Source organism: Actinoplanes lutulentus (assembly GCF_003259845.1).
GTDB lineage: Bacteria > Actinomycetota > Actinomycetes > Mycobacteriales > Micromonosporaceae > Actinoplanes > Actinoplanes lutulentus.
The window spans coordinates 20,805-46,992 of the sequence record NZ_QLMJ01000025.1; the positions used below are offsets into that span (position 1 = coordinate 20,805).

The 26,188-nt window shown below is 70.1% G+C and carries 23 protein-coding genes; 6 read left to right on the forward strand and 17 right to left on the reverse strand.

Going from position 1 to position 26,188, the window contains the following annotated elements; genetic code table 11:
* Window positions 1-5: 5 nt before the first annotated feature.
* Window positions 6-1,214 (reverse strand): signal recognition particle-docking protein FtsY, encoded by a 1,209-nt coding sequence (gene ftsY, locus B0I29_RS39145; protein ID WP_111654237.1) that lies wholly within the window; start codon window positions 1,212-1,214, stop codon window positions 6-8.
* A gap of 141 nt (window positions 1,215-1,355) precedes the next feature.
* On the opposite strand from ftsY, the gene B0I29_RS39150 reads away from it, so the two are divergent.
* On the forward strand, window positions 1,356-3,029 hold the full coding sequence (locus B0I29_RS39150; RefSeq protein ID WP_181558209.1) for an alkaline phosphatase D family protein: 1,674 nt from the start codon (window positions 1,356-1,358) through the stop codon (window positions 3,027-3,029).
* Window positions 3,030-3,033: 4 nt separating this feature from the next.
* Here B0I29_RS39150 and B0I29_RS39155 read toward each other — a convergent pair whose 3' ends face one another.
* The 4 genes from B0I29_RS39155 to B0I29_RS39170 form a co-directional block, all read right to left on the reverse strand.
* Window positions 3,034-3,699 (reverse strand): hypothetical protein, encoded by a 666-nt coding sequence (locus tag B0I29_RS39155; RefSeq protein WP_146617043.1) that lies wholly within the window; start codon window positions 3,697-3,699, stop codon window positions 3,034-3,036.
* Between the two features lie 53 nt (window positions 3,700-3,752).
* Window positions 3,753-4,367: an HAD family hydrolase gene (locus tag B0I29_RS39160; RefSeq protein WP_111654239.1), complete on the reverse strand. Its 615-nt coding sequence runs from the start codon at window positions 4,365-4,367 to the stop codon at window positions 3,753-3,755.
* 6 nt (window positions 4,368-4,373) lie between these two features.
* Window positions 4,374-7,958, reverse strand: coding sequence for a chromosome segregation protein SMC (gene smc / locus B0I29_RS39165; RefSeq protein WP_111654240.1), 3,585 nt, complete (start codon window positions 7,956-7,958; stop codon window positions 4,374-4,376).
* 268 nt (window positions 7,959-8,226) lie between these two features.
* Window positions 8,227-8,421 carry a hypothetical protein gene (locus B0I29_RS39170; RefSeq protein ID WP_111654241.1) on the reverse strand — a complete coding sequence of 65 codons (195 nt, stop codon included), beginning with the start codon at window positions 8,419-8,421 and terminating at the stop codon, window positions 8,227-8,229.
* Between the two features lie 568 nt (window positions 8,422-8,989).
* Here B0I29_RS39170 and B0I29_RS39175 point away from each other — a divergent pair.
* From B0I29_RS39175 to B0I29_RS39185, 3 genes are read left to right on the forward strand one after another with little or no spacing between them, the layout of a single operon-like run.
* Window positions 8,990-10,537 (forward strand): DUF3492 domain-containing protein, encoded by a 1,548-nt coding sequence (locus tag B0I29_RS39175; RefSeq protein WP_111654242.1) that lies wholly within the window; start codon window positions 8,990-8,992, stop codon window positions 10,535-10,537.
* Window positions 10,537-12,069, forward strand: a complete 1,533-nt coding sequence (locus B0I29_RS39180; RefSeq protein WP_221402019.1) for a hypothetical protein — start codon at window positions 10,537-10,539, stop codon at window positions 12,067-12,069. The genes B0I29_RS39175 and B0I29_RS39180 overlap by 1 nt, the downstream gene beginning before the upstream one ends.
* Entirely contained in the window at window positions 12,066-12,632 is a 567-nt protein-coding gene (locus tag B0I29_RS39185) for a spherulation-specific family 4 protein (protein ID WP_111654243.1), read from the forward strand. Before B0I29_RS39180 ends, B0I29_RS39185 begins: the two co-directional genes overlap by 4 nt.
* A 121-nt stretch (window positions 12,633-12,753) precedes the next feature.
* Here the strand turns inward: B0I29_RS39185 and mutM are convergent, their stop codons facing one another.
* The 9 genes from mutM to rsmD form a co-directional block, all read right to left on the reverse strand.
* Window positions 12,754-13,605: a bifunctional DNA-formamidopyrimidine glycosylase/DNA-(apurinic or apyrimidinic site) lyase gene (gene mutM / locus B0I29_RS39190; RefSeq protein WP_111654244.1), complete on the reverse strand. Its 852-nt coding sequence runs from the start codon at window positions 13,603-13,605 to the stop codon at window positions 12,754-12,756.
* 29 nt (window positions 13,606-13,634) lie between these two features.
* Window positions 13,635-14,810, reverse strand: coding sequence for a mannosyltransferase family protein (locus B0I29_RS39195; RefSeq protein WP_245973130.1), 1,176 nt, complete (start codon window positions 14,808-14,810; stop codon window positions 13,635-13,637).
* An 8-nt stretch (window positions 14,811-14,818) separates the two neighbouring features.
* Entirely contained in the window at window positions 14,819-15,559 is a 741-nt protein-coding gene (gene rnc, locus B0I29_RS39200) for a ribonuclease III (RefSeq protein WP_111654246.1), read from the reverse strand.
* Window positions 15,552-16,442 carry a phosphate acyltransferase PlsX gene (locus B0I29_RS39205; protein WP_245973137.1) on the reverse strand — a complete coding sequence of 297 codons (891 nt, stop codon included), beginning with the start codon at window positions 16,440-16,442 and terminating at the stop codon, window positions 15,552-15,554. Before B0I29_RS39205 ends, rnc begins: the two co-directional genes overlap by 8 nt.
* Before the next feature lie 111 nt (window positions 16,443-16,553).
* Window positions 16,554-16,727, reverse strand: coding sequence for a 50S ribosomal protein L32 (rpmF, locus tag B0I29_RS39210; protein ID WP_111654248.1), 174 nt, complete (start codon window positions 16,725-16,727; stop codon window positions 16,554-16,556).
* A 4-nt stretch (window positions 16,728-16,731) separates the two neighbouring features.
* Complete coding sequence (locus B0I29_RS39215) at window positions 16,732-17,295, reverse strand: YceD family protein (protein ID WP_111654249.1); 564 nt, start codon at window positions 17,293-17,295, stop codon at window positions 16,732-16,734.
* A 76-nt stretch (window positions 17,296-17,371) separates the two neighbouring features.
* The gene (locus B0I29_RS39220) at window positions 17,372-17,869 is read right to left on the reverse strand and encodes an SPFH domain-containing protein (RefSeq protein WP_111654366.1); all 498 of its coding nucleotides are present in this window, start codon (window positions 17,867-17,869) and stop codon (window positions 17,372-17,374) included.
* An 86-nt stretch (window positions 17,870-17,955) separates the two neighbouring features.
* The gene (gene coaD, locus B0I29_RS39225; protein ID WP_111654367.1) at window positions 17,956-18,435 is read right to left on the reverse strand and encodes a pantetheine-phosphate adenylyltransferase; all 480 of its coding nucleotides are present in this window, start codon (window positions 18,433-18,435) and stop codon (window positions 17,956-17,958) included.
* Window positions 18,432-18,992: a 16S rRNA (guanine(966)-N(2))-methyltransferase RsmD gene (gene rsmD, locus B0I29_RS39230; RefSeq protein WP_111654250.1), complete on the reverse strand. Its 561-nt coding sequence runs from the start codon at window positions 18,990-18,992 to the stop codon at window positions 18,432-18,434. The genes coaD and rsmD overlap by 4 nt, the downstream gene beginning before the upstream one ends.
* 313 nt (window positions 18,993-19,305) lie before the next feature.
* Between rsmD and B0I29_RS46145 the strand changes: the two genes are divergently transcribed.
* Both B0I29_RS46145 and B0I29_RS47180 read left to right on the forward strand, forming a co-directional pair.
* A complete protein-coding gene (locus B0I29_RS46145) occupies window positions 19,306-20,472 on the forward strand; it encodes a hypothetical protein (RefSeq protein ID WP_181558210.1) in 1,167 nt (388 codons plus the stop codon).
* Window positions 20,473-20,580: 108 nt separating this feature from the next.
* Window positions 20,581-21,864 carry a hypothetical protein gene (locus B0I29_RS47180; RefSeq protein WP_111654253.1) on the forward strand — a complete coding sequence of 428 codons (1,284 nt, stop codon included), beginning with the start codon at window positions 20,581-20,583 and terminating at the stop codon, window positions 21,862-21,864.
* A gap of 47 nt (window positions 21,865-21,911) precedes the next feature.
* On the opposite strand, the gene B0I29_RS39255 is transcribed toward B0I29_RS47180, so the two are convergent.
* Genes B0I29_RS39255 through B0I29_RS39265 form a run of 3 tightly spaced genes read right to left on the reverse strand, consistent with a single transcriptional unit; the run spans window position 21,912 to window position 26,151 of the window.
* On the reverse strand, window positions 21,912-22,244 hold the full coding sequence (locus B0I29_RS39255) for a DUF952 domain-containing protein (protein WP_245973131.1): 333 nt from the start codon (window positions 22,242-22,244) through the stop codon (window positions 21,912-21,914).
* A gap of 2 nt (window positions 22,245-22,246) precedes the next feature.
* Window positions 22,247-24,424, reverse strand: a complete 2,178-nt coding sequence (gene recG / locus B0I29_RS39260; protein ID WP_111654255.1) for an ATP-dependent DNA helicase RecG — start codon at window positions 24,422-24,424, stop codon at window positions 22,247-22,249.
* Complete coding sequence (locus tag B0I29_RS39265; protein ID WP_111654256.1) at window positions 24,421-26,151, reverse strand: DAK2 domain-containing protein; 1,731 nt, start codon at window positions 26,149-26,151, stop codon at window positions 24,421-24,423. The genes recG and B0I29_RS39265 overlap by 4 nt, the downstream gene beginning before the upstream one ends.
* Window positions 26,152-26,188: the final 37 nt, after the last annotated feature.

Genomic DNA, 26,188 nt, shown 5'->3' on the forward strand with positions numbered 1-26,188 from the left:
CGAGCCTACGCGTCCCCGCCAAGCAGAGCCTCCACGAAAGCCGCGGGCTCGAACGGCGCGAGGTCGTCCGGACCCTCGCCGAGACCCACGAGCTTCACCGGGATACCCAGCTTGCGCTGCACCGCGATGACGATGCCGCCCTTGGCCGTGCCGTCCAGCTTGGTCAGAACGACACCCGTGACATCCACCACCTCAGTGAATACGCGGGCCTGCTCAAGACCGTTCTGACCGGTCGTGGCGTCGAGAATCAGCAGCGTCTCGTCGACCGGGCCGTGCTTCTCCACGACCCGCTTGACCTTGCCGAGCTCGTCCATCAGGCCGACCTTGTTCTGCAGCCGGCCCGCGGTGTCGATCAGCACGGTGTCCACGCCGACCTCGATACCCCGTTTCACGGCGTCGAACGCCACACTCGCCGGATCGCCGCCCTCGGGACCGCGCACGGTCTCGGCGCCGACCCGCTCACCCCACGTCGCCAGCTGCTCGGCGGCGGCCGCCCGGAAGGTGTCGGCCGCGCCGAAGAGCACGGTGCGCCCGTCCGCGATCAGCACCCGGCCGATCTTGCCGCAGGTGGTGGTCTTGCCGGCGCCGTTCACGCCGACGACCATCACGACGGCCGGGCGGCCGTCGTGCGGAGTGGTCTTCAGGCTGCGGTCGAGGTCGGGCTCCAACGCGGCGACGAGTTCCTCGGCGAGCTGCTCACGGACCTCGGAGACGGAACGCGTACCGAGGATCCGGACCCGCTCCCGGAGCCGTTCGACGAGCACCTGGGTGGCCTCCACGCCGACGTCGGCGCCGATCAGGCTCTCCTCGATCTCCTCCCAGTCCTCCTCCTCCAGGTGATCCCGGGAGAGAACAGTGAGCAGGCCCCGGCCGAGGGCGTTCTGCGAGCGGGCCAGCCGGGCACGCAGCCGGACCAGCCGGCCGGCGGTCGGCGCCGGCTGCTCGATCTCGGGAATCTCTTCCTCGACGACCGGGGGCGCCTCGTCAACGACCGGAGCCGGTGCCTCCTCGACAACCGGCGCGGGTGAGATGAGCGGCGGCAACTCGTCCTCGGCCGGCACCGCCGGCGCCGTCGGCGGGCGCTCCAGGGTGGTCGTCGAGCCCGGGGAGGGCGGCGGCGGGAGCTCCTTGCGGCGCATCCTCGGCACCACCAGCCCGACCGCGCCCGCGACCAGGACGACGAGCAGGATCACTGCGGCGACCACGTATTCCATGCCCGAATCCTTACAGATGAGCCGTACCCACGTGGCTCGGGTCGTGCACTGGCGATTCCGGGCCTCCCGACGGAGGATGGGTAACCCCCTTGGTACCAGCACGGAAGGCATTCGCATGCGGCAATTCCCCGGCGTCATCCGGTGACCGCTCAGTTACTCATCGGCCCGATGCTGCGGCGAGTCACCGGCGATCGCGCCACCATCTGGCTGGAGACCAGTGAGCCGGCCGAGGTGCTCATCGAGGCCGAGGGCGGCGCCACCGGCTCCGCCCCGACCTTCTCCGCGTACGGGCACCACTACGCCATGATCGTCGTGACCGGCCTGGTCCCGGACTCGTCACAGGCCTACACGGTCACTCTCGACGGGCGTTCGGTGTGGCCGGCGGCCGGTTCCACGTACCCTCCCTCGGTGATCCGGACCCGGGCCACCGACGACCGTGACCAACCGGTGAGCTTGACCTTCGGGTCCTGCCGTGAGGGGACGCCGCAGTCGAGCGGGCGACGGCTGCCGCCGGACGCGCTCGACGCGTTCGCCCGGCGGCTGATGGCCGGTACGCACGATCGGCCCGACCTGCTGGTGCTGCTCGGCGACCAGGTGTACGCGGACGAGACCTCGGCGAAGGTCAAGCGGTACCTGAAGAAGCGCCGCCGCAACGGCCACGACGGCCCGGACGACCAGGTCGTCGCCTTCGAGGAGTACACGAAGCTCTACCTGGAGTCATGGCGCGACCCGGAGGTGCGGTGGCTGTTCTCCACCGTGCCCAGCGTGATGATCTTCGACGACCATGAGTTGATCGACGACTGGAACACCTCGGCCTCCTGGCGTGCCGACATCGCGCGGAACTCCTGGTGGCGCAAGCGGATCGCGGACGGCCTCGCGTCGTACTGGATCTACCAGCACCTGGGCAACCTGAGCCCGGACGAGCTCGCCGCCGACCCGCTGTTCCAGAAGGTGTCCTCGTCCGGCGACGCCACCGAACTGCTGCACGAGTTCGGGTTGCGGGTCGACGAGCCGGGGTCGGCGGAGAACACCGACCAGCCGTACCAGTGGAGCTTCGCGCTCGACGTCGGCCGGACCCGTCTGGTCGTGCTGGACAACCGGTGCAACCGGGTGCTCACCCCGGGCGCGCGGGCCATGCTCCCGGCAAGCGAGTGGGACTGGTTCCTGGACCGCGCACACGGCGATTACGACCACCTGGTGGTCGGCTCGTCGCTGCCGTGGCTGATGCCGCCGGCCATCCACCACCTCGAGGCGTGGAACGAGCGGATCGCCGAGTCACGGCACGCCCGCACTGCCGCGTTCGGCGAGCAGATCCGGCGCGCGTTCGACCTGGAGCACTGGGCGGCATTCGGCAAGTCGTTCGCGGCGCTCGGCGAGCTCTTCCGGCGGCTCGGCGAGGGCAACCCGGACGCTCCGAGCCGCCGCGTCGGGGCGGGCGGGGCGTACGCCGCACCCGCCTCGATCAGCGTGCTCTCCGGTGATGTGCATCACTCGTACGTGGCGAAGGCCGATTTCGGTCAGGCCCTCGCCACGCCGGTGATGCAGCTGACCTGCTCCCCCATCCACAACCAGGTTCCGGCGCCGATGCGGCCGCTGATGCGTTTCAGCTGGTCACGGGCGGTGGCTCGGGTGGCCCGGGGTCTGTCCAAGTCGGCCGGGGTAGCGAAACCGGCGCTGCGCTGGAAGCGGGTGGCCGGGCCGTACTTCGGCAACGCGGTCGGCACCCTTCAGCTGGAGGGCCGGTCCGCCACCGCCCGGATCGAGGGCACTTCCAAGGACGGCGACCTCTTCGACGTGGCCGAGGTCAAGTACTGATCGCTCAGTCGAGGGCCGGGATGTTCGACTTGCCCCGGTCCTCGACGGCGTAATTCGTGAGGAACTCGTTGTCGCCGCTCTCCTCGGCGATCACTTTCCCCTCCTTGGTGGTCTGCACGAAGAGGCCGGCCACCTCGATCAGGCGGCCCGGGCTGTCGGCGGCCGGTGCGGGGAACGTGAAGATCTGGTCCTTCTCGGAGGCGTCGCACGACTCGATCTTGATCTGCAGCGACTGGGAGCCACCCGGCGAGTGGACCTGTAGGCAGTACGTATCGCCGCCGGCCCGCAGCTTGCCGGTCTTGAGCAGGAACTTCTCGGCGCCGGGGCTGATCGGGACGGTCACGAACAGCGAACGGTCGCCGGGCTTCGCCAGCTCGAGGATGCCGTCCGAGCCGACGGTGAGAGCGTCGCCGCCAGCGGACGCGACAGTCGTGAAGACGACCTGCCGGCCGAGACCGGGAAGACTGCCCGGCCCAGCCGGAGCCTCGGTGGGTGCTTCCGTGGTCGCGGCTTCAGTGGGTTTTGACGTCACTGGAGGCGCTGCGGAGGACGCAGCAGGGGCAGGCGACGTGGGAGAAGCAGACGGGGTGGCAGCGGAGGAGCAGGCCGAAACGGCCAGCACCAGGGCACACCCACCGGTAAACGCGACGATCCTGCCGAGACGAGACATGCCTTCATCCTTCCGGGAGCCGGGCCGAAGCCGACATCCCGGAAAGATGCCGATCACTCCGGAAGATCAAGAACCTTGCGCAGGTACGGAAGATGCTCCGGCCCGGCCCAGCGATAACCGGTGAGTCCCGCAGTCCGGGCGCCCTGCACCGCGCGGTCGTCGTCGTCCACCATGAGCACGTGTTTCGGCAGCTTGCCGACCTTGAGGCAGGCCTGCGTGAAGAACTCCTTCGCCGGCTTGTGCGTCTTCAGCTCCCAGGAGCTGATCACCTCGTCCACCTCGCCGGTGAGGCCGAGCGCGTCCAGGTCGCCGCGGAGCCGGTCGGTCGCGTTCGTGGCGATCGCCACCGGGCGGCCCGCCGCGCGCACCTCACGGACGAACGCCAGAACCTCAGGATCAACCTCACCCCGGTACGCCTGCCAGGCGGCGACAGCGGCGGCCGACTCCGCCTCGTCGAGCGGGAGCCGGCTCGCGACCAGGCTCATCCACTCCGCGTCGGTGATCTCGCCGGCCATCGCGGGCCGGTAGATGTCCCAGGACATCGACGTCTCGAGCAACGAGGCCGGCTTCAGCCCGTACTGCACCTCGACGGCGATCATCGGGGCCGGATCCCAGCGGCGCAGCACGCCGTCCAGGTCGATGAGCAGGGCCCTGGCGCGATCGCGCATGTCTGTCTAGTCCTCTTCTTCCTCGCGTACCAGCCGCTGGCTGATCACCTGGGTGACACCCGCGCGCATCGTGACGCCGTAGAGGGCGTCAGCGACCTCCATCGTGCGCTTCTGGTGCGTGATGATGAGCAGCTGGCTCTTCTCCCGGAGCTGCCGGAAGAGCGTAATCAACCGGCCCAGGTTGACGTCGTCCAGGGCCGCCTCGACCTCGTCCATGATGTAGAACGGCGAGGGGCGGGCCCGGAAGATCGCGCAGAGCATCGCGACCGCGGTCAGCGAGCGCTCGCCACCGGAGAGCAGCGACAGCCGCTTGATCTTCTTGCCCGGCGGGCGGGCCTCGACCTCGACGCCGGTGGTGAGCATGTCCTCCGGGTCGGTCAGCACGAGCCGGCCCTCACCACCGGGGAACAGCACCTGGAAGACGGCCTGGAACTCCCGCGCGGTGTCCTCGAACGCCGAGGCGAAGACTTCGAGGATCCGGTCGTCGACGTCCTTGACGACGGTGAGCAGGTCCTTGCGGGTGGCCTTGAGGTCCTCGAGCTGGTCGGAGAGGAACTTGTACCGCTCCTCCAGGGCGGCGAACTCCTCCAGCGCCAGCGGGTTCACCTTGCCGAGCAGGGTGAGGTCGCGCTCCGCCTTGTTCGCCCGTTTCTCCTGGGTCGGCCGGTGGAACGGGACCGGCTCCGGTTCCGGCTTGCCGTCTTTCTCGGCCAGCGCCACGTCGGCCTGGGTCGGCGGCACCAGCTGCTCCGGGCCGTACTCCAGGATCAGCGTCTCGACGTCGAGCGAGAAGTCCTCGGCGGCTTTCGCCTCCAGCTGGTCGATGCGCATCCGCTGCTCGGCACGGGCCATCTCGTCGCGGTGCACCTCGCCGGTGAGCCGTTCCAGCTCGGTGACGAGGCGTTTCGCGGTGGCGCGTACCTCCTGCAGCTCGGCTTCCCGGCTGGTGCGCGCCTGGGCCAGCTCGTCGCGGTGGCCGGCCGCGCCGGCCAGCGAGACGGCGACGTGCTCCAGCGCGCCGGCCGCGCCGAGCGCGACCGACTGGGCGATCTTCGCGCCCCGGGCGCGGGCCTCCCGGCGGGCCGCGGCCCGCTCCCGGGCCTGTCGTTCCGCGTTGGCCTGGCGCATCAGCGAGTCGGCGCGGCCGGCGATCGAGGAGACCCGTTCCTCAGCGGTACGCACCGCGAGCCGGACCTCCATCTCGTTCTGCCGGGCCTGCGGCACCATCGCGGCGAGCTGGTCACGCTCCTCGGTGGAGGGTTCCTCGTCGATCGGGGTGTCCTCGGCCAGCCGGAGACGTTCCTCCAGCTCGGCGAGGCGCAGCACGTCGGTCTCCCGGGCCGCCTCGGCTTTCTGCCGGGACGCGCCGAGGCGCTCGGTCTCCGCCTTGGCCGACCGGGCCGCCGCGCCCAGCTCGGCGAGCCGCCGGGCGGACGCGTTGCGCTCGCCCTCGGCGGCGCGCTTCGCCTGCGCGGCAACGTTCACCGTCTGCTTGAGCTCGGCCACCTCGGCCCGGGCCGCGCCGAGCTGGTCCTTGAGCTCGGCGATCGCCTCCTCGGCGGCGGCACGCTTGGCCTTGGCCTCGTCGACCGCGGCCTGCACCTCGATGTAACTGGTTGCTTTCGCCGAACCGCCGGCCGACGCCCAGGCGCCGACCACGTCACCGTCCGGCGTCACCGCGCGCAGCTCGGCGTTGACCGCCACGAGCGCGGCCGCGGCGGCCAGGTCGGGAACGAGCACCATGTCGCGCAGCACCCGGTTGAGCGCCGGGCGGATCTGCTCCGGGCAGTCGACGATCTCCGGCGCCCAGACCGCGCCTTCCGGCAACTCCGGGCGCAGGCTCTCCAGAGAGCCCCGCATTCCGGGTCCTGCGGACCCGGCGACCACGAGATCCGCGCGACCCGCGTCAGCGATCTTGAGGGTACGCATGGCTTCGATCGCCTCGTCGACACCGGACAGTGCGACCGAGTCGGCCAGCCCGCCCAGTGCCGCGGCGAGCGCGACCTCGTGCCCCGGGCGGACGGTCAGCAGTGAGGCGAGGCTGCCCAGCAGACCCGGCACCTGACCGGCCCGGGCGAGCAGCGCGCCGGCGCCGTCCTTGCGTTTGAGGCCGAGGGCGAGCGCCTCCTCGCGGGCCTTCCAGCTGGCGGCGTCCTTCTCCGCGGCGCGTTCGGCGTCGGAGAGCTCGCGGACCACGGCGGCGGCCCGGTCGTGTGCGGCGACCGCCTCGTCGTGCTGCGCGTCCAGGTCGGCGTTGTCCCGGTCGGCCTCCGAGGTCTCGTCGGCGACCAGGTCCACCTCGGCCTGTGCGGCCTCGGCACGCATCAGCGCGTCGCTGTGCGCCGTCGCGAGACGCTCGATCTCCTCGGCGACACCTTCGGTACGCGCGCGGGCGGCGTTCACGTTGCCGGTCAGTTTCGCCAGGCCCTCGCGCCGGTCGGCGATCGCCTTGGCGGCCGCACGCAGCGCGCCCTCGGCCGCGGCCAGCTGCCGTTCCAGGTCCTGCCGCTGCTCGACCGCCTCGGCCAGGCGCATCTGGTCCTCGGTCAGCGCCTCGCGCAGTTCTTCTTCCTGCTCGCGAACACTCTCCGCCTCGGCTTCGAGCATCTCCGGGTCGCGGCCCGGGCGCTCCTCGTCCGGAGTCGCGGCGAGGTGACGCAGTCGTTCGGTGGCGAGCTGCTCGGTGGAGCGGAAGCGTTCCTGCAGGGTGGAGAGTTTGTACCAGGCGTCCTGCGCGGCCGCCAGCAGCGGAGCGTCCTCGGCGTGCTGCGTCTCCAGGTCGGCGAGCCAGCGCTGGATCTCGCGGTTCTCCCCCTCGACCTGACCACGGCGGTCGCGCATCGCCGACTCGTCGGCGATCTCCTTGTCCAGAGTGGTGCGCAGGGTGTGCAGGTCGTCGGCGAGCAGCCGGAGCCGGGCGTCACGCAGGTCGGCCTGGATGCCGGCCGCGCGCCGGGCCACCTCGGCCTGCTTGCCGAGCGGCTTGAGCTGGCGGCGCAACTCGGTGGTGAGGTCACCCAAGCGGTTCAGGTTGACCTGCATCGCGTCGAGCTTGCGGATCGCCTTCTCTTTGCGTTTGCGGTGCTTGAGGACGCCGGCCGCCTCCTCGATGAAGGAGCGGCGGTCCTCCGGCTTGGCGTGCAGCATCGCGTCGAGCCGGCCCTGGCCGACGATGATGTGCATCTCCCGGCCGATGCCGGAGTCGCTGAGCAGCTCCTGGATGTCGAGCAGCCGGCACGCGTTGCCGTTGATCTCGTACTCGCTGGCGCCGTCCCGGAACATCCGGCGGGTGATCGAGACCTCGGTGTACTCGATCGGCAGGGCACCGTCGTTGTTGTCGATCGTGAGCGTCACCTCGGCGCGGCCCAGCGGCGCGCGGCCGGAGGTGCCGGCGAAGATGACGTCCTCCATCTTGCCGCCGCGCAGTGCTTTCGCGCCCTGCTCGCCCAGCACCCAGGCGATGGCGTCGACGACGTTGGACTTGCCGGATCCGTTCGGGCCCACGACACAGGTGATGCCCGGCTCCAGCCGCAACGTGGTAGCGGAGGCGAAGGACTTGAAGCCCTTGACCGTCAGGCTCTTGAGGTGCACGGATCTCCGAGGGTCGGCGGTGGTCTGCTGGTGGCAGGCTACCCGCAGGGGGTCGGATGAGCAGTGACACGCCGCGCCAGAGGCGCGCGCCGGAGCCGAAAAAACGGACAAAAAGCTGCGCGCCGCCACGGATGTGGAGGCGCGCTTTTTCTTTCCTACTCTTCTTCGGTGCCTTCTTCAGTGCCCTGCTGTTCGCTGGGTGCGAGTAGTGCGAGGGGATGAACGCCGGTATGTCACCCCGCGGACTTCACCGGCGGCCGGGTGGGGCTCAGGTCAGAGCGGGCTCGGTGAGCCGCGCGAAATCGTCTGCCTCCGCGGCAGCGGCCGCGAGACGATCGTTTTCCGCCCGGAGGCGGGTGACCTCGAACTCCAGGCCTTGCACCCTGGAACGCAGTCGGGTGACCTCGTCGAGGAGGCGCCGGTCGGGCGCCGCACCTACGTGGCCGTAGAGGGCCTTAGCCATCGTGACTCCTTGTGACGCGCTGCGTCTCGTTGTGTTCTTTGCCGGATAGGCCGGCCAACGTCCGCCCAGGAATTTTGCACAGCCCCAGGACTCACGGGCACGCGTGAGCGCAGAACCCTGCTAATCGATCAACAAGATTCTCTGGTGCGAAAGCTCAAGCCACGAACGGACCGGGGCATGAGTGGGCGCGACTGGCGACACCTCCATAGTCCGCCGATACCCACCCTCCGTCAAGCCGAGGCATTCGTGGTTCGGCGCTTCTTCTCAGTGAATCACGCCACCAACACGGTTTAGCTGCTGTTATGTGCCTTCTGCCAGTTTGCGAGACAGCGTGCGGGCCGGTTCGGCGTCACACAATGCCCATTCCGGCGGTCAGCGTCGATCCCCCTCATCGGCGAGCGCACCGGCCTCCTGAGGGGTCCGCTCGCCAGAATTTGCCGTCGCATCAATGCCCCTTCCGGGCAAAAACGGGCAAAGGCGACGGACATAACGGTTCAAAAGGTGCGTAATTGTGTCGCCTAGCTGACAGCATCCGGCAACTTCGGTCGGTTGTGTCGTTGCCCCCACCGTGAATCCGACCCCGTCGCGTGAGCGCATCTGTCTGCTGACCGGCGGCGGGTACCCCTACCGGCGGGACGCACTCGGTGGTTGGTGCCGGACCCTCGTCGAGGGTCTGCACCGATTCCGCTTCGAGCTGCTGACCGTCACGGACCGTGAATTGCCGTCCGCGCCGGCGTACCCGCTTCCGTTCAACGTCGGTTCAGCGCGCACTGTCGCGCTGGGCCGTGACGACGCCCGGCCTGGGCGCCGCCGTACCAACGCTCCGGTCCGCGCCGCCACCACGGACGAGGACGAGGCCGCCGCCCTGCTCTGCCGTGGTCTGCTCGACGATGACGGGCTGCTCGACCCCGACGGGCCGGCCGGCGGGCGGTTCGCCGAGGGGTTGCGGCGGCTTGCCGAGTTCGCCGGGGGGCCTGATCCGTTCGGCGGGGTGCCGCTCACCGAGGCGCTGATCGAGGCCTGGCGGCTGCGGCAGGTGACGCGTGGACCGGACACCCCGCCGCTGCCCCGGCTCAGCGTGCGCGATGCGCGTACCGCGGCGATGCTGCTGCGGCACGCCATGCGCGCGCTCGCCGTCGAACTGCCCGAAGTGGAGCTGGTGCACTGCGTCGGCGGGACCACGCCGCTGCTCGCCGCTCTCGCCGGGCGGTGGCGCAGCGGGGTGCCGCTGCTGCTGACCGAGGCGCGTACGCCGGTGCCGCGGCAACGGCCCGCCGAGGATCGGCTCTCCGCGGCGGTCCGGACCGTGCTGCGGCGTTTCCGCAGCTCGGTGGCGAGGACCGGGTACGCCGAGGCCGAGCTGATCGCGCCCCTGAGCACGTATCACCACGGGTGGGCGCTGGAGCACGGCGCGCGGCCGGCCCGGCTCGTGCAGGTTCCCGCCGGGGTCGACCCGCGCGACTATCCCGGAGCGGTCGAGCTCAGCGCGGCGCCCACCGTGGTCTGGGCCGGCAGCGGCGGGCCGGACAGCGGGCTCGCCGTCGTGCTGGAGGCGTTCGCGGACGTCGCCGGCGCCATCCCGGGGACCGTGCTGCACCTGGTCGGCGTCACCGCGGCGCACGAGGAACACTGCGCCGAGCAGATCGAGCGCACCGGGCTGGGCCGGGCCGTACGCCTGCACCCGCTGCCCGCCGACCCCCGCGACCGGTACGCCGCCGGGCAGGTCGTCGCGCACGTTCCGGGGCCGGCTGATCCGCCGTATCGGCTGGTCGAGGCCATGATGTCGGGCCGGGCCGTGGTCGGCGTGGACATCGGGCCGGCCGGCGAGACCCTCGGTGACACCGGGATCCTGGTGCCGCCGAACGATCCGGCCGAACTCGCCATCGCCATCGTCGACCTGCTCCGCGACCCGGCCCGGCGCCGCACGCTCGGCGACGCGGCACGGCAGCGGGCGCTCAGCCACTTCACCGTCGACCGGGTGGTACGCGTCTACGGCGCCCTCTACACCGACCTCGCCGCGCCGCCGCCCGCGCCCGCTTTCGAGCTGGCGCTCGCCGTCGCGGCGCCACGGACCACGACGCCGGCCACCGTGCGCTGGCTGACCCGGGAGGACTGATGACCATCACTCCAGAACGTGGCACCGGTGCCGCGCAGGCGCCGGTTCATCAGACGCTGTCGGCGCGCAACCGTGCCCGGCGGCGGGCGAGCGCCGGTGAACCACGGCACGACCTCGAAGAACTTTCGGCTCCCCGGCGCCGCAGTACGGGGCCGGGACGGCACGCGGTCGAGCCGCGGATCCTGTTCGGTGGCTTGGCGGTGGCTGACGACGAGGCCGTTGTCGAGGGGTTCTGGGATCAGCCGATCACCGGGGAGGTCGCCGAAGAGGTGGCCGGGCCGGTGGTGGCCGACGAGGCAGCCGGTGCAATGCCTTTGCATGCTGGGGGCGAGTCGGCCTTCTTCGATGATGTGAGCGCCGATAAGGCGTACCGGATCAAGAGGAAGAGACGCGCGAAGCGCGGGTTTTTCGCAGGCGCTGTGGTGCGGTGTTGTCTTTATGTGGGGCCGCTGAGCGTGGCGGTGGCCGCGGCGCCGTCGTTGAGGCTGGTCGCGTGGCCGGTGACCGCGGTGATGCTGCTGCTCGGATGGAGTGCGGCGCAGGCGCTGACCAGCGTGGGAGTGGTCGCCTTCCAGCGGGCCGGAGAGGCGGCCGCGGCACGGCTCGTGGTGACCGGTTTCGCCGCGGCGAGCGGGATCTGGTGCGCGCTCGTGTGGATCGCGCCGGCCTCGCTGCTCGGACCGGATCGCGCGCTCGCCGCCACCGTCGGGGTCTGCGGGCTGCTCGCCATGGGCAGCGTGACCGCCGCGCTCGTCACCCGGGCTGAAGGAGCGGTCGCCGCCTGGTACCTGCCGTGCTGGCTTCTCGCCGCGCTCGCCTGCGCCGGCAGTCTGGGTGTGAGCTGGGCCGCGGCCGTTCCGGTGGAGACGATGGTGCCCGGCGCGATCGTCGCGGTGACCGTGCGGGCATTCCGTCCGGCGGTGCTCCCGGGACGCATCGGCCGGAGCCGGCTGACCGTTGCTGATCGTCGCCGGGGCCTGTCCTACATGGTCATCGGCGCGGCACAGGCGACCTGCGTGACCCTGCTCTGGCACGGCGGGCCGGCGGACACGCCACTGCCCGTCGTGCTGCCGGTGCTGCTCGCCGTTCCGATGCTGGAAGCGCTGATCGGCTGGCACATCGAACGGCTCGACGCCGGCCTCGACTCCGCGGAGGACGCCGCCGAACTCGGCCGGCACATCCGCAACGTCACCGCGATCACGCTCGCCGGGTTCCTGCCGCCGCTGGCCGCCGGCATCGGGCTCGCCGTCGCCGCCTTCGGGCTGCCCGGCATGCGCGACGGTGTGCTCGCCCTCGCCGCCGGAACCCTGCTCGGCGGGGTGTTCGCCGTGACGTCCCTGCTCGCGGCCCGGTTCCGGCACGGCATCGCCGCGACGCTCGCCGTGGCGCCGCCGCTGGCCGCGGTCGTCATCGCCCTATTTCCCTCATCCAACGGACCACTGCCGGCCGCTGTTGGCGTACTCGCCACGGCACACCTGGCCGGACTGCTCATCGTCGCCCTGACCGCTGCCGATTTACGGAGGACGCCGTGAAGACACTGTTCCCGTCGTACGCCCACCCGTCTCCCTCGCTGGAGCTGGACGCTGAAACCTGGATTGTTCGTGAAGAGCCTGGTGACCGGCGGACTTTGCATCAGTCGCTGGGCCGGATCGACCTGGACTGGGGTAGCCGGTCGCTCGCCGACGTGCTGACCGATGTCGACGCCTGGCGGGCCGACGGGGTCGAGGGGTTGTTCCTCGACCGGGCTCCCGCCGGGTCGGGCGGGGTGGGGCCGGTCGCGTTGACGATCCGGCTGGCCGCGCGGCGGGGCTTGCATCGGGTGGTGCTGAATCCCGGGGTGCCCACCCATCCGCTCTATCGGGACCTCGGGGTGCGGATCTGTTCGTTCGAGGGGCCCTGGGAGGCCTATCAGAACTGGGACGGTGACGGGGTTCGTGCTGGTGACGGCCACATCGTGCACGGGGTTCCGCCGGAGATGCTGACCGCTGCCCGGAGGTTGATGGGGCGGCGGGGGGCCGGGTTCGGGTTGGCCACGGATCTGGGGCCGCGGGTGAGCGTGACCGCGTCGGGGCGGGGGGCGCACGCGGCCGATTGAGCGGGGGTGGCGGGGTGGCGGGGTGGTGTTCGGGCGGATCTTGTGCGGTTTGGCCGGCCGATCGACCACAAACTCACGAGTTTCCGGGGAAGCCCCGCCCCCCGAACGCCGCGACGACTGCTCAGAGGGTTGGGCGGGGGCGGGGCTGGCAGCGGGGGCAGCTGAACGACGACCTGTTCATGAACTGCTCGCGCCGGATCAACGACCCGCACCGCGAGCACGGCTCCCCCTCCCGCCCGTAGGCGTTCAGCGCCCGATCGAAATAGCCGCTCTCCCCGTTCACATCCACATAGAGCTCGTCGAAACTGGTCCCCCCGGCCACGATCGCCTCCGAGAGCACCTCCCGCACATGCCCGAGCAACCGCTTCACCCCGGGACGCGTCAGCTGGTCAGTGGCACGGGCACCGTGCAGTTTCGCCCGCCACAGCGCCTCGTCGGCGTAGATGTTCCCCACCCCGGAGATCAGACTCTGGTCGAGCAGCGCCCGCTTGATCTCGGTGTGCCGGCCGCGCAGGCGGGCCGAGAAGGCCTCGTCGTCGAACAGCGGATCCATCGGATCACGGGCGATGTGCGAGATCTCGTCAGGCAGCTCCGCGCCGCCTTCGGAGACCGACAGCCCACCGAACGTCCGCTGATCGACGAACCGCAGCTGCGGGCCACCATCGGTGAACGTGAAGCGGACCCGCAGATGCTTCTCGTCCGGCACCGAGTCGGGCTGCATCAGCAGCTGACCACTCATCCCCAGATGCGCGATGATCGCGTCACCGGAGTCGAGGGGCAGCCACAGGTATTTGCCCCGCCGGGAGATGTCCAGGACGGTCCGGCCGGCCAGCACAGCGGCGAAGTGGACGTCACCCGGCAGATGCCGGCGGATCGCACGGGGGTGGTGCACCTCGGCGGCCGCGATCGTGCGGCCGGCCACCCATTTGGCCAGGCCCTGCCGAACGGTCTCGACCTCGGGAAGCTCGGGCACGGCGACGGTCCTTCCGGAACTGGAGCGAACTAGAGCGTGTACGGCCAGACGGTGACCAGGTAGGCGCCGTACCAGAGGCCGAACGCGGCCCAGGCCGTGATCGCCAGGATCGCGACCCGGGGGCGGGCACGGGACGCCGCCACGACAGCCGGCAGCAGCGTCAAGAGTACGGGCAGCAGCAGACGCGGCTTGGAGTGGTAGAAACCGGCCTGCCCATAGACCAGGACCATCGCCACCACCCCGTAGACGGCGAGCGGCAGCCAGGGTTTCCCGGCCAGCGCGACCCCGGCCGCGGCCAGCGCCACGAGCAGGATCAGGGCCACGCTCATCGAGATCCAGCCGTCACCCGTACGCAAGGTGGTCTTCAAGAATTCGAATGTGCTCTTGCCGTAGTCGAACGAGGTGCCCCAGCCGGCCGTCTGGATCTTGAACCAGGCGTCGGGCTCGCCGACCCGCCAGGCCACCCATCCGAGGAACAGCGGCACTCCGGAGAGGGCCGCCCCCGCCGCGATCAGCGGTTGCCAGGCGATCCGGCCCTCCGCGGCGCGGATCTCACGCACCGCGAGGACCGCAGCCACCGCGAGCGCCAGCGCGGCCGCCGCTCCGGTCGGCCGGCTCAGCGCGGTGAACAGGCCGAGCAGGCCGGCCGCCCACCAGACCCTGCGGTGCGCGGCCACGAACATCCCCGCCACCAGGGCGAGGAAGATACTTTCCGAGTACGCCATCGAGAGCACCACGGAAGCCGGGGCAGAGCAGCAGATCGCCACCAGAGCCCAGCCGGCCCGTTTGCCGTACAGGCTGGTGCCGAGCAGGTGCAGCGCGACCGCCGCGCCGATCGAGGCGATCCAGGCGATCAGGACCGCCGCCGTGGACGCGGGCAGTCCGATCGCCGCCCCGAACCGGATCAGGATCGGGTAGACCGGGAAGAACGCCAGCTCGTTGCCCTGGAGCACGCCGTTCGCGTCGAACGTGTACCCACGCGGGTAACCGTCCATCGCGACCCGGAGGAACCAGCCGGCGTCCCAGACGAGCAGCCGGTCCCAGACGCTGCGGGGCTCGGCGGTCGCGCCGCCGAGCCACCAGATCATGAGCAGCTGGCCCACTCGGGTGAGAGCCAGGATGCCGACCGCGGTGCCGACACCCCTAGCGGCGCCCGCTTTGTCCCACAGTCGCTCTTTTTGCTCCACGAGGGTCTCGGTCTCCACGCCCGGGATCATGGCATGTCCGGGACGGATTCCTCAGCCTCGGCACGGTCGGTCAGCGTGCGCCACGCCGCCGCGGCGGCACGCTGCTCGGCCTGCTTCTTGCTGCGGCCCTCGGAACCGCCGTACCGCTCACCGGCGACGACCACCCAGGCGGTGAACGTCTTGGCGTGGTCCGGGCCGGAGTCCTCGATCTCGTAATCCGGCACGCCCAGGCCGAGCGCCGCGGTCAGCTCCTGGAGGCTGGTCTTCCAGTCCAGGGCCGCGCCACGGCTCGCCGATTCGAGCATCAGCGGGTCGAAGAGCCGGTGGACCACCTCGCCGGCGACCTCCAGCCCGTGCTCCAGGTAGATCGCGCCGAGCAGGGCCTCCAGGGTGTCGGCGAGGATGCTCGCCTTGTCCCGCCCGCCGGTGGTCTCCTCGCCCTTGCCGAGCAGCAGGTGCGGGCCGAGACCCAGCGGGCCCAGGCCGCGCGCCACTTCGGCGAGCGCGTGCATGTTGACCACGCTGGCCCGCAGCTTGGCGAGCTGCCCCTCGGGAAGGTCCGGGTGGTTGTGGAAGAGAGCCGACGTGATCACGACGCCCAGCACCGAGTCGCCGAGGAACTCCAGCCGCTCGTTGGTGGGCAGGCCGCCGTTCTCGTAGGCGTACGAACGGTGGGTCAGCGCGCGCTCCAGGAGCTCCGGCTTGAGGGGGATGCCGAAGGCCTCCTCCAGCGGCTCGGTGGATGGGCGGCGACGCTTGTCAATCATGCGATACCTCGCTGTATCTGAGCAGATCGGCGATGGCCGCGACCGAGGCGCGGCGATGCAGGTCCGCCGCGTAGGCGATGCCCGCGGCGAGATCGGAACCGGTGGCCGCGCCGTGGCAGACCACGACGGTGCCGCCGACACCGAGCAGGACGGCGGCACGTGGGGGAAGGGTGGTGCCGGGCTTCGGAGGGCCGGTGAGTGCGTACCCGGCCTCCAAGCCTTTAAGAAGGACATTTCCGGTGAAACCATCAGTCACCACCACATCAGCGGCGGTACCGAGGACAACGTCGCCGCCTTCGACCAGGCCGACGTAACGCGCGCCCGAGGGCAGGGGACGCGATGCGAACAGCGCGGGCGCCGAGCGGCGCAGGCGATCACCCTTGCCGGGCTCACTGCCGATGGTGAGCAGACCGACCCGGGGATTTTTAAGATCAAAGACAATTGATGCGTACGCGGAACCGAGCCGCGCGTGCACCAGGAGGGCTTCCTCGTCCGGATCGACGCTCGAACCGACGTCGAGCAGAACAAGTCGTCCGGCGGCTGTGGGGAGCACCGCGGCGAGGGCCGGGCGGCGTACGCCGGGCCAGCGGCCGAGCTCCCGAGCAGCGGAGAGGACCGTGGCGCCGGTGTCACCGGCCGAGACGAGCGCGTCGGCACGTCCCTCGGCGACAGCGTGAGCCGCGCCACGGACTGTTCCGGCGGTGGTGACCACCGTCGTGATGCGCTGCCGGTCCGGTGGATCGAGGGCAGCGAGAACCGCGTCGGCGGCTTCAGCCGGGCCGACGAGAGTCAGGTGCAGGGACGGATCGGCCTGAGCGGCACGCAGAGCGCCGTCAACCACGACGGCGGGAGCCTGGTCCCCGCCGAGGAGGTCGACGGCGATCCGCGCGGTGCCCGGCTCCCCGACAGTCCGCTGTCCGGGAGCCGTTGCACCGTTCGTTCGCCACCGCTCTGGTGCGACCCGCCCGATGATCGGGCGTGTCACGCGGCGACGTCAGACCTCGAGGACCTGACGACCGTTGTAGGTACCGCAGACCGAGCAGGCGGTGTGCGGCAGCTTCGGCGACTTGCACTGGGGGCACGCCGTGGTCGAAACCACGGTCGCCTTCCAGTTCGCCCGACGCGAGCGGGTGTTGCTGCGCGACATCTTGCGCTTGGGGACGGCCACGGTACTACTCCTCAGAATTCGTCAGGTTGCGCAATGCAGCCCAGCGGGGATCGACGTCTTCGTGGTTGTGGTCCACCGGAAGGTCGTCGAGATGTACCCCACACTCGGGGCACAGCCCTGGGCAATCCGGCCGGCACAGCGGGGTGACCGGCAGAGTCAGAACGATGGCGTCCCGAACCGCCGGTTCCAAGTCGAGCAGGTCGCCCGACATCCGCCCCACCTCGTCATCATCCGTGGTCTCCTCGGTGGTGCTGTCCACGTATGCGAACATCGCCGCCAGGGGAACCTCGAACGACTCGCCGATCTCGTTGAGGCAACGCCCGCACTCACCCGAGAGTGAGCCACGAACGGTGCCGCTGATGTAGACCCCTTCGGAGACCGACGTCATGCTCAGATCGAGCTCGAGGTCGGACCCTTCGAGAACCGAGATCAGCTCCAGACCGAGGTCCGCCGGCGCCGGTACCACCCGACTCAGGGCACGCGTCGCACCAGGCTGCCGTGGGAGCTTGATCGTGTCTACGACAAGCGGGCGCCTGGGGTCCAGGTGACTCTGCGGTGACTTGGGCATCGTGATTCCTCAGCCATAGGTAGGCCGACCGAAAACATTACCTGAGCTTGCCGTGAACCGTCGAATCGGCCCCAGCTCAGAACGGCAGCGGGCGCTCCGCGTCCTCACCCTGGAAGGTGCCGATCTCGCGGAGCGCATGCATCTTGTCACGGCCACGCTCTATCGACGCCAGCGCCCTGGTCAGGAACTGCTCGAAGTTGGCGAGAGCAGTGTCGACGTAGTCGTCGACCTCCTCACGGAGCCGCTGAGCCTCGGTACGCGCCTCGGCGATGATCCGGGCACCCTCGTGCTCCGCGGAGACCGTGATCTCGTTGACCGAGACGAGCCGGGCGTGTTCAGCCTCACCCTCGCTGACGATCCGATCGGCCTCGCGGCGGCCGGCATCGATGATCCGGTCGCGCTCCTCAAGCACCGCGGCGGCCTTCCGTAGCTCCGACGGGAGCTCGGCCCGCAGAACCTCGAGCCGGTCGATCATCTCGGCGCGGTCGAACATGAAATTCGTACGGGACATCGGAACGGAGCGCGCGTCCTGCACGAAATCGATGATCTCGTCGATGCGGTCGAGCGGGTCCACCGCCACCTCACTCCTCCGGTTTCGCAGCGTGGTCCGATCACGTTACTGCTTCACGCACCAGCTCGGTCCCGGCGCGCCGGGACCGTTCAGTTCTGCTTGAGGCGGCTGATCAGGCGTTCCAGGACCGGGTCCGGAAGGTACGCCGATGCGTCGCCACCCCATTTGACCACGTCTTTGACCAAGCTCGACGAAAGGAACGAGTAAAGCGGATTCGTCGGCATGAACAGCGTCTCCACACCCGACAGGCCGATGTTCATCTGCGCCATCTGCAACTCGTAATCGAAGTCGCTCACCGCGCGCAGTCCCTTGACCACGACGGCGGCACCCTGGTCACGGCAGAAATCCACCAGCAGGCCGTGGAACGCGGCGACCCGGACGTTGCCGTACTGGGCCGTCGACTCGCGCAGCATCTCGAGTCGTTCCTCGATGGTGAAGAGTCCCACCTTCGACTGGTTGATAAGCACACCGATGATGACCTCGTCGAAGAGCCGGCTGGCCCTTCCGATGATGTCGAGATGCCCGTTCGTGACCGGGTCGAAGGAGCCGGGACACACCGCTCGTCTCATGATCGGCGACCGTACCAAAGAGTGGTCTCCCCGTAACGCCGGGTGCGTTCTTCGATCAGACCGTCCAACCAGCTCATCCTGCTGCGCTTGGATCGCTCGAAGACCACGACGGCATCAGGCGCCAGCCAGCCCTGCGACACCAGGAGCTCCTGAACGGTGTCCATCTCGGTCGACTCCACGGCGTACGGCGGATCGGCGAAGACCACGTCGTACGGTCCGCCGTCCGGTGGGCTCGCGAGAACCTGGAGCACCCGCCCGGTGACGACTCTGGCCGCCTGGCCGACACGGAGAGCGACGATGTTGTCACGGATGACCCGTGCCGCCTTCGCGTCCGATTCGACCAGAAGAGTGTGCGAGGCCCCACGGGACAACGCTTCCAGGCCAACCGCTCCAGAACCGGCATAAAGGTCAGCGAACCGCGCATCGGGAATGTCGGTCATCGTCGCCAATGAACTGAAGAACGCTTCGCGTACGCGGTCCGAAGTGGGCCTTGTCTGTGCGCCGGCCGGTGCAGTCAGCCGGCGGCCGCCAAGAGTGCCCGCGATAATCCTCGTCATCGCCGCTGACGCTACTTCACCAGCCAAGTCAATCCACTGAGCAGGAGAGATTTCCCTCGTGGCGGGCACGCCGCGCGACGGGACCGTTCCGTTCGGTACATGGAAGATCTCGGATTGATATCAAGAGCCTTAGCGGGCGCTGGGCGGTTTCTTTGATCTCCTGAAGTGACTATGGTCGGGCGACGTTGCGGGTCCGTTCTATCGTTCCCGCTTGATGACGCGGGGAGGCGTCGTCGCAGGTCACTCCGTCCACATGTGGCCAGAGCCGGCTTTCCTCGCGCACTCCTTCCTGACCCCTTACACAGGAGATGGCGTGAACCTGTCCTCCACCGCGCTCAAGCGGACCGGAACGCTGGTCGCTGGTGCGACCCTCGGTCTGCTCGGTGTGCTGACCACCGGCGTGCCCGCCCTGGCGTGCCACCCGGAGATCAACGACAAGAACATCTGCATCAGCGGCGACGGCGAGACCTGGACCGTCACGTGGGAGGTGGACAGCAGCGAGAAGTTCGACGGGAAGGTCACCTCCTACACCGCCGCACCCACCGCTGAGACCGTCAGCGTGAGCGGCATCGAGGTCGGAACGGTCATCCCGGCTCGCGGCGGCCTCGAGGTCAAGCAGACCATCAAGACCACCTCGACCAAGGCCGAGCTCACCGTTACCGGTGAGTGGCAGAGCAACAAGTGGACGTACACCGGCACCCGCTCCGGCACGGCCACCCTGCCGACCGGCCACAAGGGCAAGAAGATCAAGAAGTGCGCGCCGACCACGTCGCCGAGCACCCCGGTCTCCGAGTCCCCGAGCACCCCGGTCTCCGAGTCGCCCAGCACGCCGGTCTCCGAGTCCCCGAGCACCCCGGTGTCGGAGTCCCCGAGCACCCCGGTCTCCGAGTCCCCGAGCACGCCGGTCTCCGAGTCGCCCAGCACGCCGGCGTCGGAGTCCCCGTCGGCCAGCGCCCCGGTGTCGGAGTCCCCGAGCACCCCGGTCTCCGAGTCGCCCAGCGCGACCGTCAGCGTGACCCCGAGCGCCACCCCGACTCCGAGCGAGTCCGTCCCGGCGGAGATCCCGGCCACCGAGCCGATCTTCGTCTACGACACCACGTGCGACACCCTGACCGTCGGCATCGAGGTTCCGTCCGACTGGCCCGAGGCCATCACGGTCACCTTCGACCCGACCACGGGCGAGACCCAGACCGTCACCGCGCAGCCGGGTGAGACCAAGACCGCCGACTTCCCCGCTTCCGAGGGCCTCGAGGTCGTCGCGACCCCGCAGGGCTACGAGGACGAGGCCGCGACCATCGCGTACGAGGCTCCGGCCGACTGTGACGAGGGTGGCGCAGCTGGTGGCGAAGGCGACGAGGGCGGCCTGCCCGTCACCGGTGCCGCCGCTGGTGGCGTCGCCGCCGGCGCCGTGGCCCTGCTGGCCATCGGTGGCTTCCTCTTCTTCGCGGCCCGCCGCCGGAAGCTGAAGTTCACCGCCTGATAGGCACTCGCACCACTTAGTTCGATCACAGCAACAACCGGGGGGCGCGTCGACGGAATTCGTCGGCGCGCCCTTCGTACATCCCTCCCGTTTCCCCTGGAGAAGATCTTGCGATACACCCCCCTCCGCCGCGTCGCACTCGTCGCGGCCGGCGCTCTGCTGGGCCTGACCGGCCTGATGAGCGTCGCCTCCCCCGCCAGCGCCACGGACAACACCGAACCGCTGCCCGGCTGTGTCAGCTCCACCGACGCGAAGCTTGAGGTCTCGGGCTGGGAAGGCGGCAAGACAAACGCCGTCGTCACCTACAAGGACGCGGCTCCGCTCTGTGACGACCTGGTCGTCAACATGCTCAGCTACACCGCGACGTCCGCGAAGTTCGCGCTGCCGCAGTACCTCTTCGGCAGCCAGACCCAGCAGATCAACAAGGACGCGACCTCCGGCACCCTGACCTTCTCGGGCGTCCCGGTTCCGGACTGCTACGCCCAGGTCGACCTGGTCCGCGGCAAGCGCATCATCAACCCGCTGGTCAGCAACGACGACCTCTACGGGACCCGTAAGCTCGCGCACTGGAACGGCGGCCAGGGCGTCTGCTCGGCCAAGCCGGTCGCCGAGCCGGTCTCGGACTGTGACGGCAACGTCAAGATCAGCCTGGTCAACCCGAAGACCACCGACGCCACCAAGTTCGAGATCACCGCGGACGGCGGCTACAGCGAGACCGTCACCGTCGAGCCGAACAGCCTGGGCAGCGTCACGGTTCCGGCCACCAACGCCACCAACATCTCGGTGAAGGCCGCCGGCAAGGAGCTTTACGCCGGCAGCTGGGCCAAGCCGGAAGGCTGTGTCACCCCGGAGCCGGTTCCGGCTGTGCTCACCTCGGCCAGCACCTGCGACGAGCTGACCTTCAAGGTCGTCAACCCGGCCGGTGGCAAGGACGCGACCGTCACCTTCACCCCGAACGAGGGCAACGGCGACGCCAAGACCGTCACCGTGAAGGCCGGCGAGACCACCGACGTCAGCTTCCCGGCCAAGGAGAACCTGGCCGTCACCGTCTCCGGTGACCTCACCAACTCCAACGGCATCGTGAGCTGGACCAAGCCGGAGGACTGCGCGACCACGCCGCCGACCGAGGGCACCCCGAGTGCCTCCCCCTCGGTGAGCACCCCGGCCGAGACCCCGTCGGCCACGCCGTCGGAGAGCACCGCCACCCCGTCGGAGAGCGCCAGCACCAGCACCACGCCGGTCGCCACCACCCCGGTCAGCGACAACGACGAGTCGCTGCCGGTGACCGGTGCGGCCGCCGGTGGCGTCGCGGGCGGCGCTGCGCTGCTCGTCGCCGTCGGTGCGGGTCTCTTCTTCATGGCCCGTCGGCGCAAGCTGAACTTCAAGGCCTGATAAAGAACCACTGAAAAGGGGCGCGCCGGTCGGCGCGCCCCTTTTTGCTATCCAAGAGCCGGGAACGACCCGTCCTCAAGCGGCAGATACGGCTTTGCCGAGGTCACCGCCGCAACCGGGAGCCGCCCGTAGATGTGCGGGAATTGCCGGCCGTCCGGCGACGGCGGGACCCCGTCCTCCCACACCACCGGGACGTCCACCAGCGACTCGTCGATCTCCAGGACCAGCAGGTCGGTACGCCCCCGGAACCGCAGCGTCGCCGGCACGTGCACCCAGTCCACCGGCGAGCAGTGGATGAAGCCTTCGGTGGCGAGTGTGTCGCCGTCGTATGAGCCGGCCGCGAGCGCGGAATTCCACGCGTCGGCCGGACAGATGTGCACGATCAACCCTTCTCCAAGTACTCGGCGCGTTCCTCGTCGACCAGCGCGGACACCGAAGCGGCCAGCGCCGGGTAGCGGGTGAGGTCGGGATCGTCGCCGATCAGCTCCGACGCCTCCGCTCGAGCTTCCTTGATCAGTTTCTCGTCCCGGAGCAGCGAGAGCAGCCGCAGGTGCGAGTTCTTCCCGGACTGGGACGCACCAAGCACGTCACCCTCCCGACGCTGTTCCAGGTCGATCTCGGACAGTTTGAAGCCGTCCGTGGTCGACGCCACCGCGTCCAGCCGCTCCCGGGCCGCCGAGCCCTCCGCCGCCTCGGTGTGCAGCAGGCAGATGCCGGGCGCCGAGCCACGGCCCACCCGGCCGCGCAGCTGGTGCAGCTGGGAGACACCGAACCGGTCGGCGTCCAGGATCAGCATCACCGTCGAGTTCGGAACGTCGACGCCCACCTCGATGACAGTGGTCGCCACCAGCACGTCCAGGTCGCCGGCGGCGAACGTACGCATGACCTTGTCCTTGTCCTCGGCCGGCATCTTGCCGTGCAGCATGCCGATCCGCAGGCCCTTGAGATAGTCGTGCTCCAGCAGCGGCAGCACCTCGGTGACGGCGAGCGGCGGGCGCCGGGCGCCGTCCTCCCCCTCTTTCGGAGGAGCGTCCTCGTCGTCTCCGATCCGCGGGCACACCACATAGGCCTGATGGCCCGCCTTCACCTCTTCCTTGATCCGCACCCAGGCCCGGTCCAGGAACGCCGGCTTGTCCAGGGCGGGCACCACGTGCGACGCGATCGGCGACCGGCCGCGCGGCAGCTGCGACAGGATCGACGTCTCCAGGTCGCCGTAGACAGTCATCGCCACCGTGCGCGGGATCGGCGTCGCCGTCATCACCAGCACGTGCGGCGGGCGGGCCGCTTTCGCCCGCAACGCGTCGCGCTGCTCCACCCCGAACCGGTGCTGCTCGTCGACGACCACGAGTCCCAGGTCCTTGAAGTCGACTCCCTCGTACAGAAGGGCGTGCGTGCCCACGACGATGCCGGCGCTCCCGTCCGCGAGCTTGGCCAGCGCCGCACGCCGGGCCGCCGCGCCGAGCGAGCCGGTGACCAGGGTGAGCTGGGTGCCTTCCGGGTCGCCGTCCAGCTCACCGGCCCTGGCGAGCGCCCCGAGCTGGGCGCTGATCCCGCGGGCGTGCTGGGTGGCGAGCACCTCGGTCGGTGCCAGCAATGCGGCCTGTCCGCCGGCGTCGACGACCTGCAGCATCGCGCGTACCGAAACGAGGGTCTTGCCGGAACCGACCTCGCCCTGAAGGAGCCGGTGCATGGGGTGAGGCCGGGAGAGATCGGCCGCGATCTCCTCACCCACCTCGCGCTGGCCCTCGGTCAGCTCATAGGGAAGCGAAGCGTCGAATTTCGCCAGCAGCCCGGCCTCGGCGCGCGGCCGGGCGGTGCCGGGCGCCGCGGCCGCGCGTGCCCGGCGTTGCACGAGCGTCAGCTGTACGGCGAACGCCTCGTCCCACTTGAGCCGATGCTTCGCGCGGTACAGCGCCTCCTCGGAACTGGGCCGGTGGATCTCCTGAAGGGCCGTGCCGATGCCGACCAGGCCCCGCTTGCCCCGTACGTCACCGGGCATCGGGTCGGCCGGCGGCTCCAGCGTGTCCAGCAGCGTCCGCACGCATTTCGCGATCGTCCAGGTCGGCACGGCCTGCGCCGCCGGGTAGACCGGGATCAGCGCGCCGGCGAACTCCTCGATCTCGGCGGCCGCGTCGTCCTGCGTCGCGTCCGCCTTGAGCAGCTGATAGGCCGGGCCGTTCAGCTGGCGTTTGCCCCGGAACTCGGTGACCTTGCCGGCGAACAGGCCCCACACACCCTTGCGCAGCTCCCGCTCACGCCACGCCTGGTTGAAGAACGTGCAGCTCAGCGTCGCGCCCGTGCCGTCACCGATGGTGACCTCCAGCATGTTGCCCTTGCGTGCCCGGAACGGCTTGAGGCTGATCCCCTGAACCTGCGCCAGCACGGTGACCTGCTCGTCCACCTCCAGACGACGCAGGTCGGTGTGCTCGCCACGCTCGTCGTACCGTCGCGGGAAGTGATAAATCAGGTCACCCGCCGTGTGCAGGTCCAGGTGGTCGGCGAGAGCTTTCGCGGTCTTGGCGCCGAGCACCTTGGTCAGCGGGGTGCCGGTCGTGGTCATTCGACTCCTGCCAGAAGGTGATATCGGGGCTGTCCGCCCGTGTAGCACTGCATCTCGATGAACGGCCAGGTCCGGTGCACGTGCGCTCTCAGTTTCGCCTCGAGGCCGGGCGGGGCGTCCGCGCCGAGCACACAGGTGACCAGCTCACCGCCGCCGCCGAGCATCCGGTCCAACAGCCGGCGGCTCACCTCGGTCACGTCCTCGCCGATCACATGCACCTCACCGTCGACCAGCCCGAGCAGATCGCCTGAGCGGCACGGACCGGCCACCGTGAGCGCATCCCGCTGTGCCGTGCAGACCTCGCCGGATCGGCACGCACCGGCCGCCTCAGCCATCGCGATCACGTCGTCAGCGAACGGCCGCTGCTGGTCACGCACCGCGAGCGCGGCGAGCGCCTGCACCGGCGAACGGGTCGGCACCACACTGACCTGCACACCCCCGACCGACGCCTCGCGCGCCGCCGAACTGGCCACGGCATGCGTGTTCGCATCGTTCGGCAGCAGCACCACCGAACCCGCGCCGGTCGCGGCGATCGCGGCAAGCAGCTCGGCCGTCGACGGGTTTCGATCGACCACCGTGGCGCCCTCCCCCTCGAAGAGCGCGGTGAGCCCGTCGCCGTCGGCGACGACCACCGCGGCCCGGAGATCACGTCCAGGCCGTTTCTCCTCCAGCTGGGTCACACTGATTTTGTACGGCCGACCCGCCGCGATTCCGGCCTCGATCGCAGGGCCGATGTCGGTGACGTGCACGTGAACGTTCCACGTGGGTGGCTCCCCGTCCCCGGTCCCGACGATGACCAGCGAGTCACCGACGGCCTCCAGAGCCGCCCTGAGGCTGGCGACAGCCTCGGGCCAGGCGTCGATCAGGAACTGAACCTCGAAGCCGTAACCAGCGCAGTCCGCAGCCTGGTCATGGCCGGCGGGGGCGGCGTCCGGCGGTGCGGGCGAGGCGTCCAGCGCGGCAGGCACGGCGTCCAGCGCGGCGGGGGCGGCTCGGCGAGGCTGATCTCGGCCTGGATCGGAGCGCTCGTCCGCATCGCTCAATTCGACTTCCCGAACATTTCCGACCTGTCCTGCATGTCCGTCATCGGCCACCGCCTCGACCAAGGCGTCCAGCAGCAGGCAGAGGCCCCGGCCCCCGGCGTCAACCACACCGGCCCGGGCCAGCACCGGAAGCTGCTGCGGCGTACGCGCCAGCGCCTCGGCCGCCGACCGGGCCGCCGCTCGCGCCACGGCCACCAGGTTGTCCGACTTGATCCGGCCGGCCCCCTCGGCCGCGGCGGCCACGACCGACAGCACCGTGCCCTCGACCGGGCGGGCCACCGCCGCGTACGCCGCGTCGCTCGCCATGCGCAACGCGCGTGCCAGCTCCTTGCCCCGCACCGAGACCGCGTCGGCGAACGTGTCGGCCATCCCCCGCAGGATCTGCGACACGATCACGCCCGAGTTGCCCCGGGCGCCCAGCAGAGCGCCCCGGGCCATCCGGCGCATCAGCCGGTCGAGAGGCCGGCCCGGATCCGAGCTCCCGTAGGAGTCCCTGGTCTCGTGGGTCTCCTCGTCCAGCGCCTCATAGGCCGCCGTCAGCGTCAGGACCAGGTTGGTGCCGGTGTCGCCGTCGGGCACCGGGTAGACGTTCAGCTCGTCGATCTCGCGCTGGTGCGCCCGCAACGACTCGAGCCCACCACCGCACCAGCGGCGTACGGCAGCGGCATCGAGGGTCTCCAGCACGCGAAAATCGTACTAACCACCCCTGACAATCGCCCGG

Excerpts from the sequence above, each read along its gene's own strand:
- coaD (WP_111654367.1), bottom strand. The coding sequence starts at position 18,435 with ATGAGACGAGCGGTGTGTCCCGGCTCCTTCGACCCGGTCACGAACGGG.
- rsmD (WP_111654250.1), bottom strand. The coding sequence starts at position 18,992 with ATGACGAGGATTATCGCGGGCACTCTTGGCGGCCGCCGGCTGACTGCA.
- ftsY (WP_111654237.1), bottom strand. The coding sequence starts at position 1,214 with ATGGAATACGTGGTCGCCGCAGTGATCCTGCTCGTCGTCCTGGTCGCG.
- B0I29_RS39160 (WP_111654239.1), bottom strand. The coding sequence starts at position 4,367 with ATGCGCGATCGCGCCAGGGCCCTGCTCATCGACCTGGACGGCGTGCTG.
- B0I29_RS39180 (WP_221402019.1), top strand. The coding sequence starts at position 10,537 with ATGACCATCACTCCAGAACGTGGCACCGGTGCCGCGCAGGCGCCGGTT.
- B0I29_RS39155 (WP_146617043.1), bottom strand. The coding sequence starts at position 3,699 with ATGTCTCGTCTCGGCAGGATCGTCGCGTTTACCGGTGGGTGTGCCCTG.
- B0I29_RS39170 (WP_111654241.1), bottom strand. The coding sequence starts at position 8,421 with ATGGCTAAGGCCCTCTACGGCCACGTAGGTGCGGCGCCCGACCGGCGC.
- recG (WP_111654255.1), bottom strand. The coding sequence starts at position 24,424 with ATGACCACGACCGGCACCCCGCTGACCAAGGTGCTCGGCGCCAAGACC.
- rnc (WP_111654246.1), bottom strand. The coding sequence starts at position 15,559 with ATGATTGACAAGCGTCGCCGCCCATCCACCGAGCCGCTGGAGGAGGCC.
- B0I29_RS39215 (WP_111654249.1), bottom strand. The coding sequence starts at position 17,295 with ATGCCCAAGTCACCGCAGAGTCACCTGGACCCCAGGCGCCCGCTTGTC.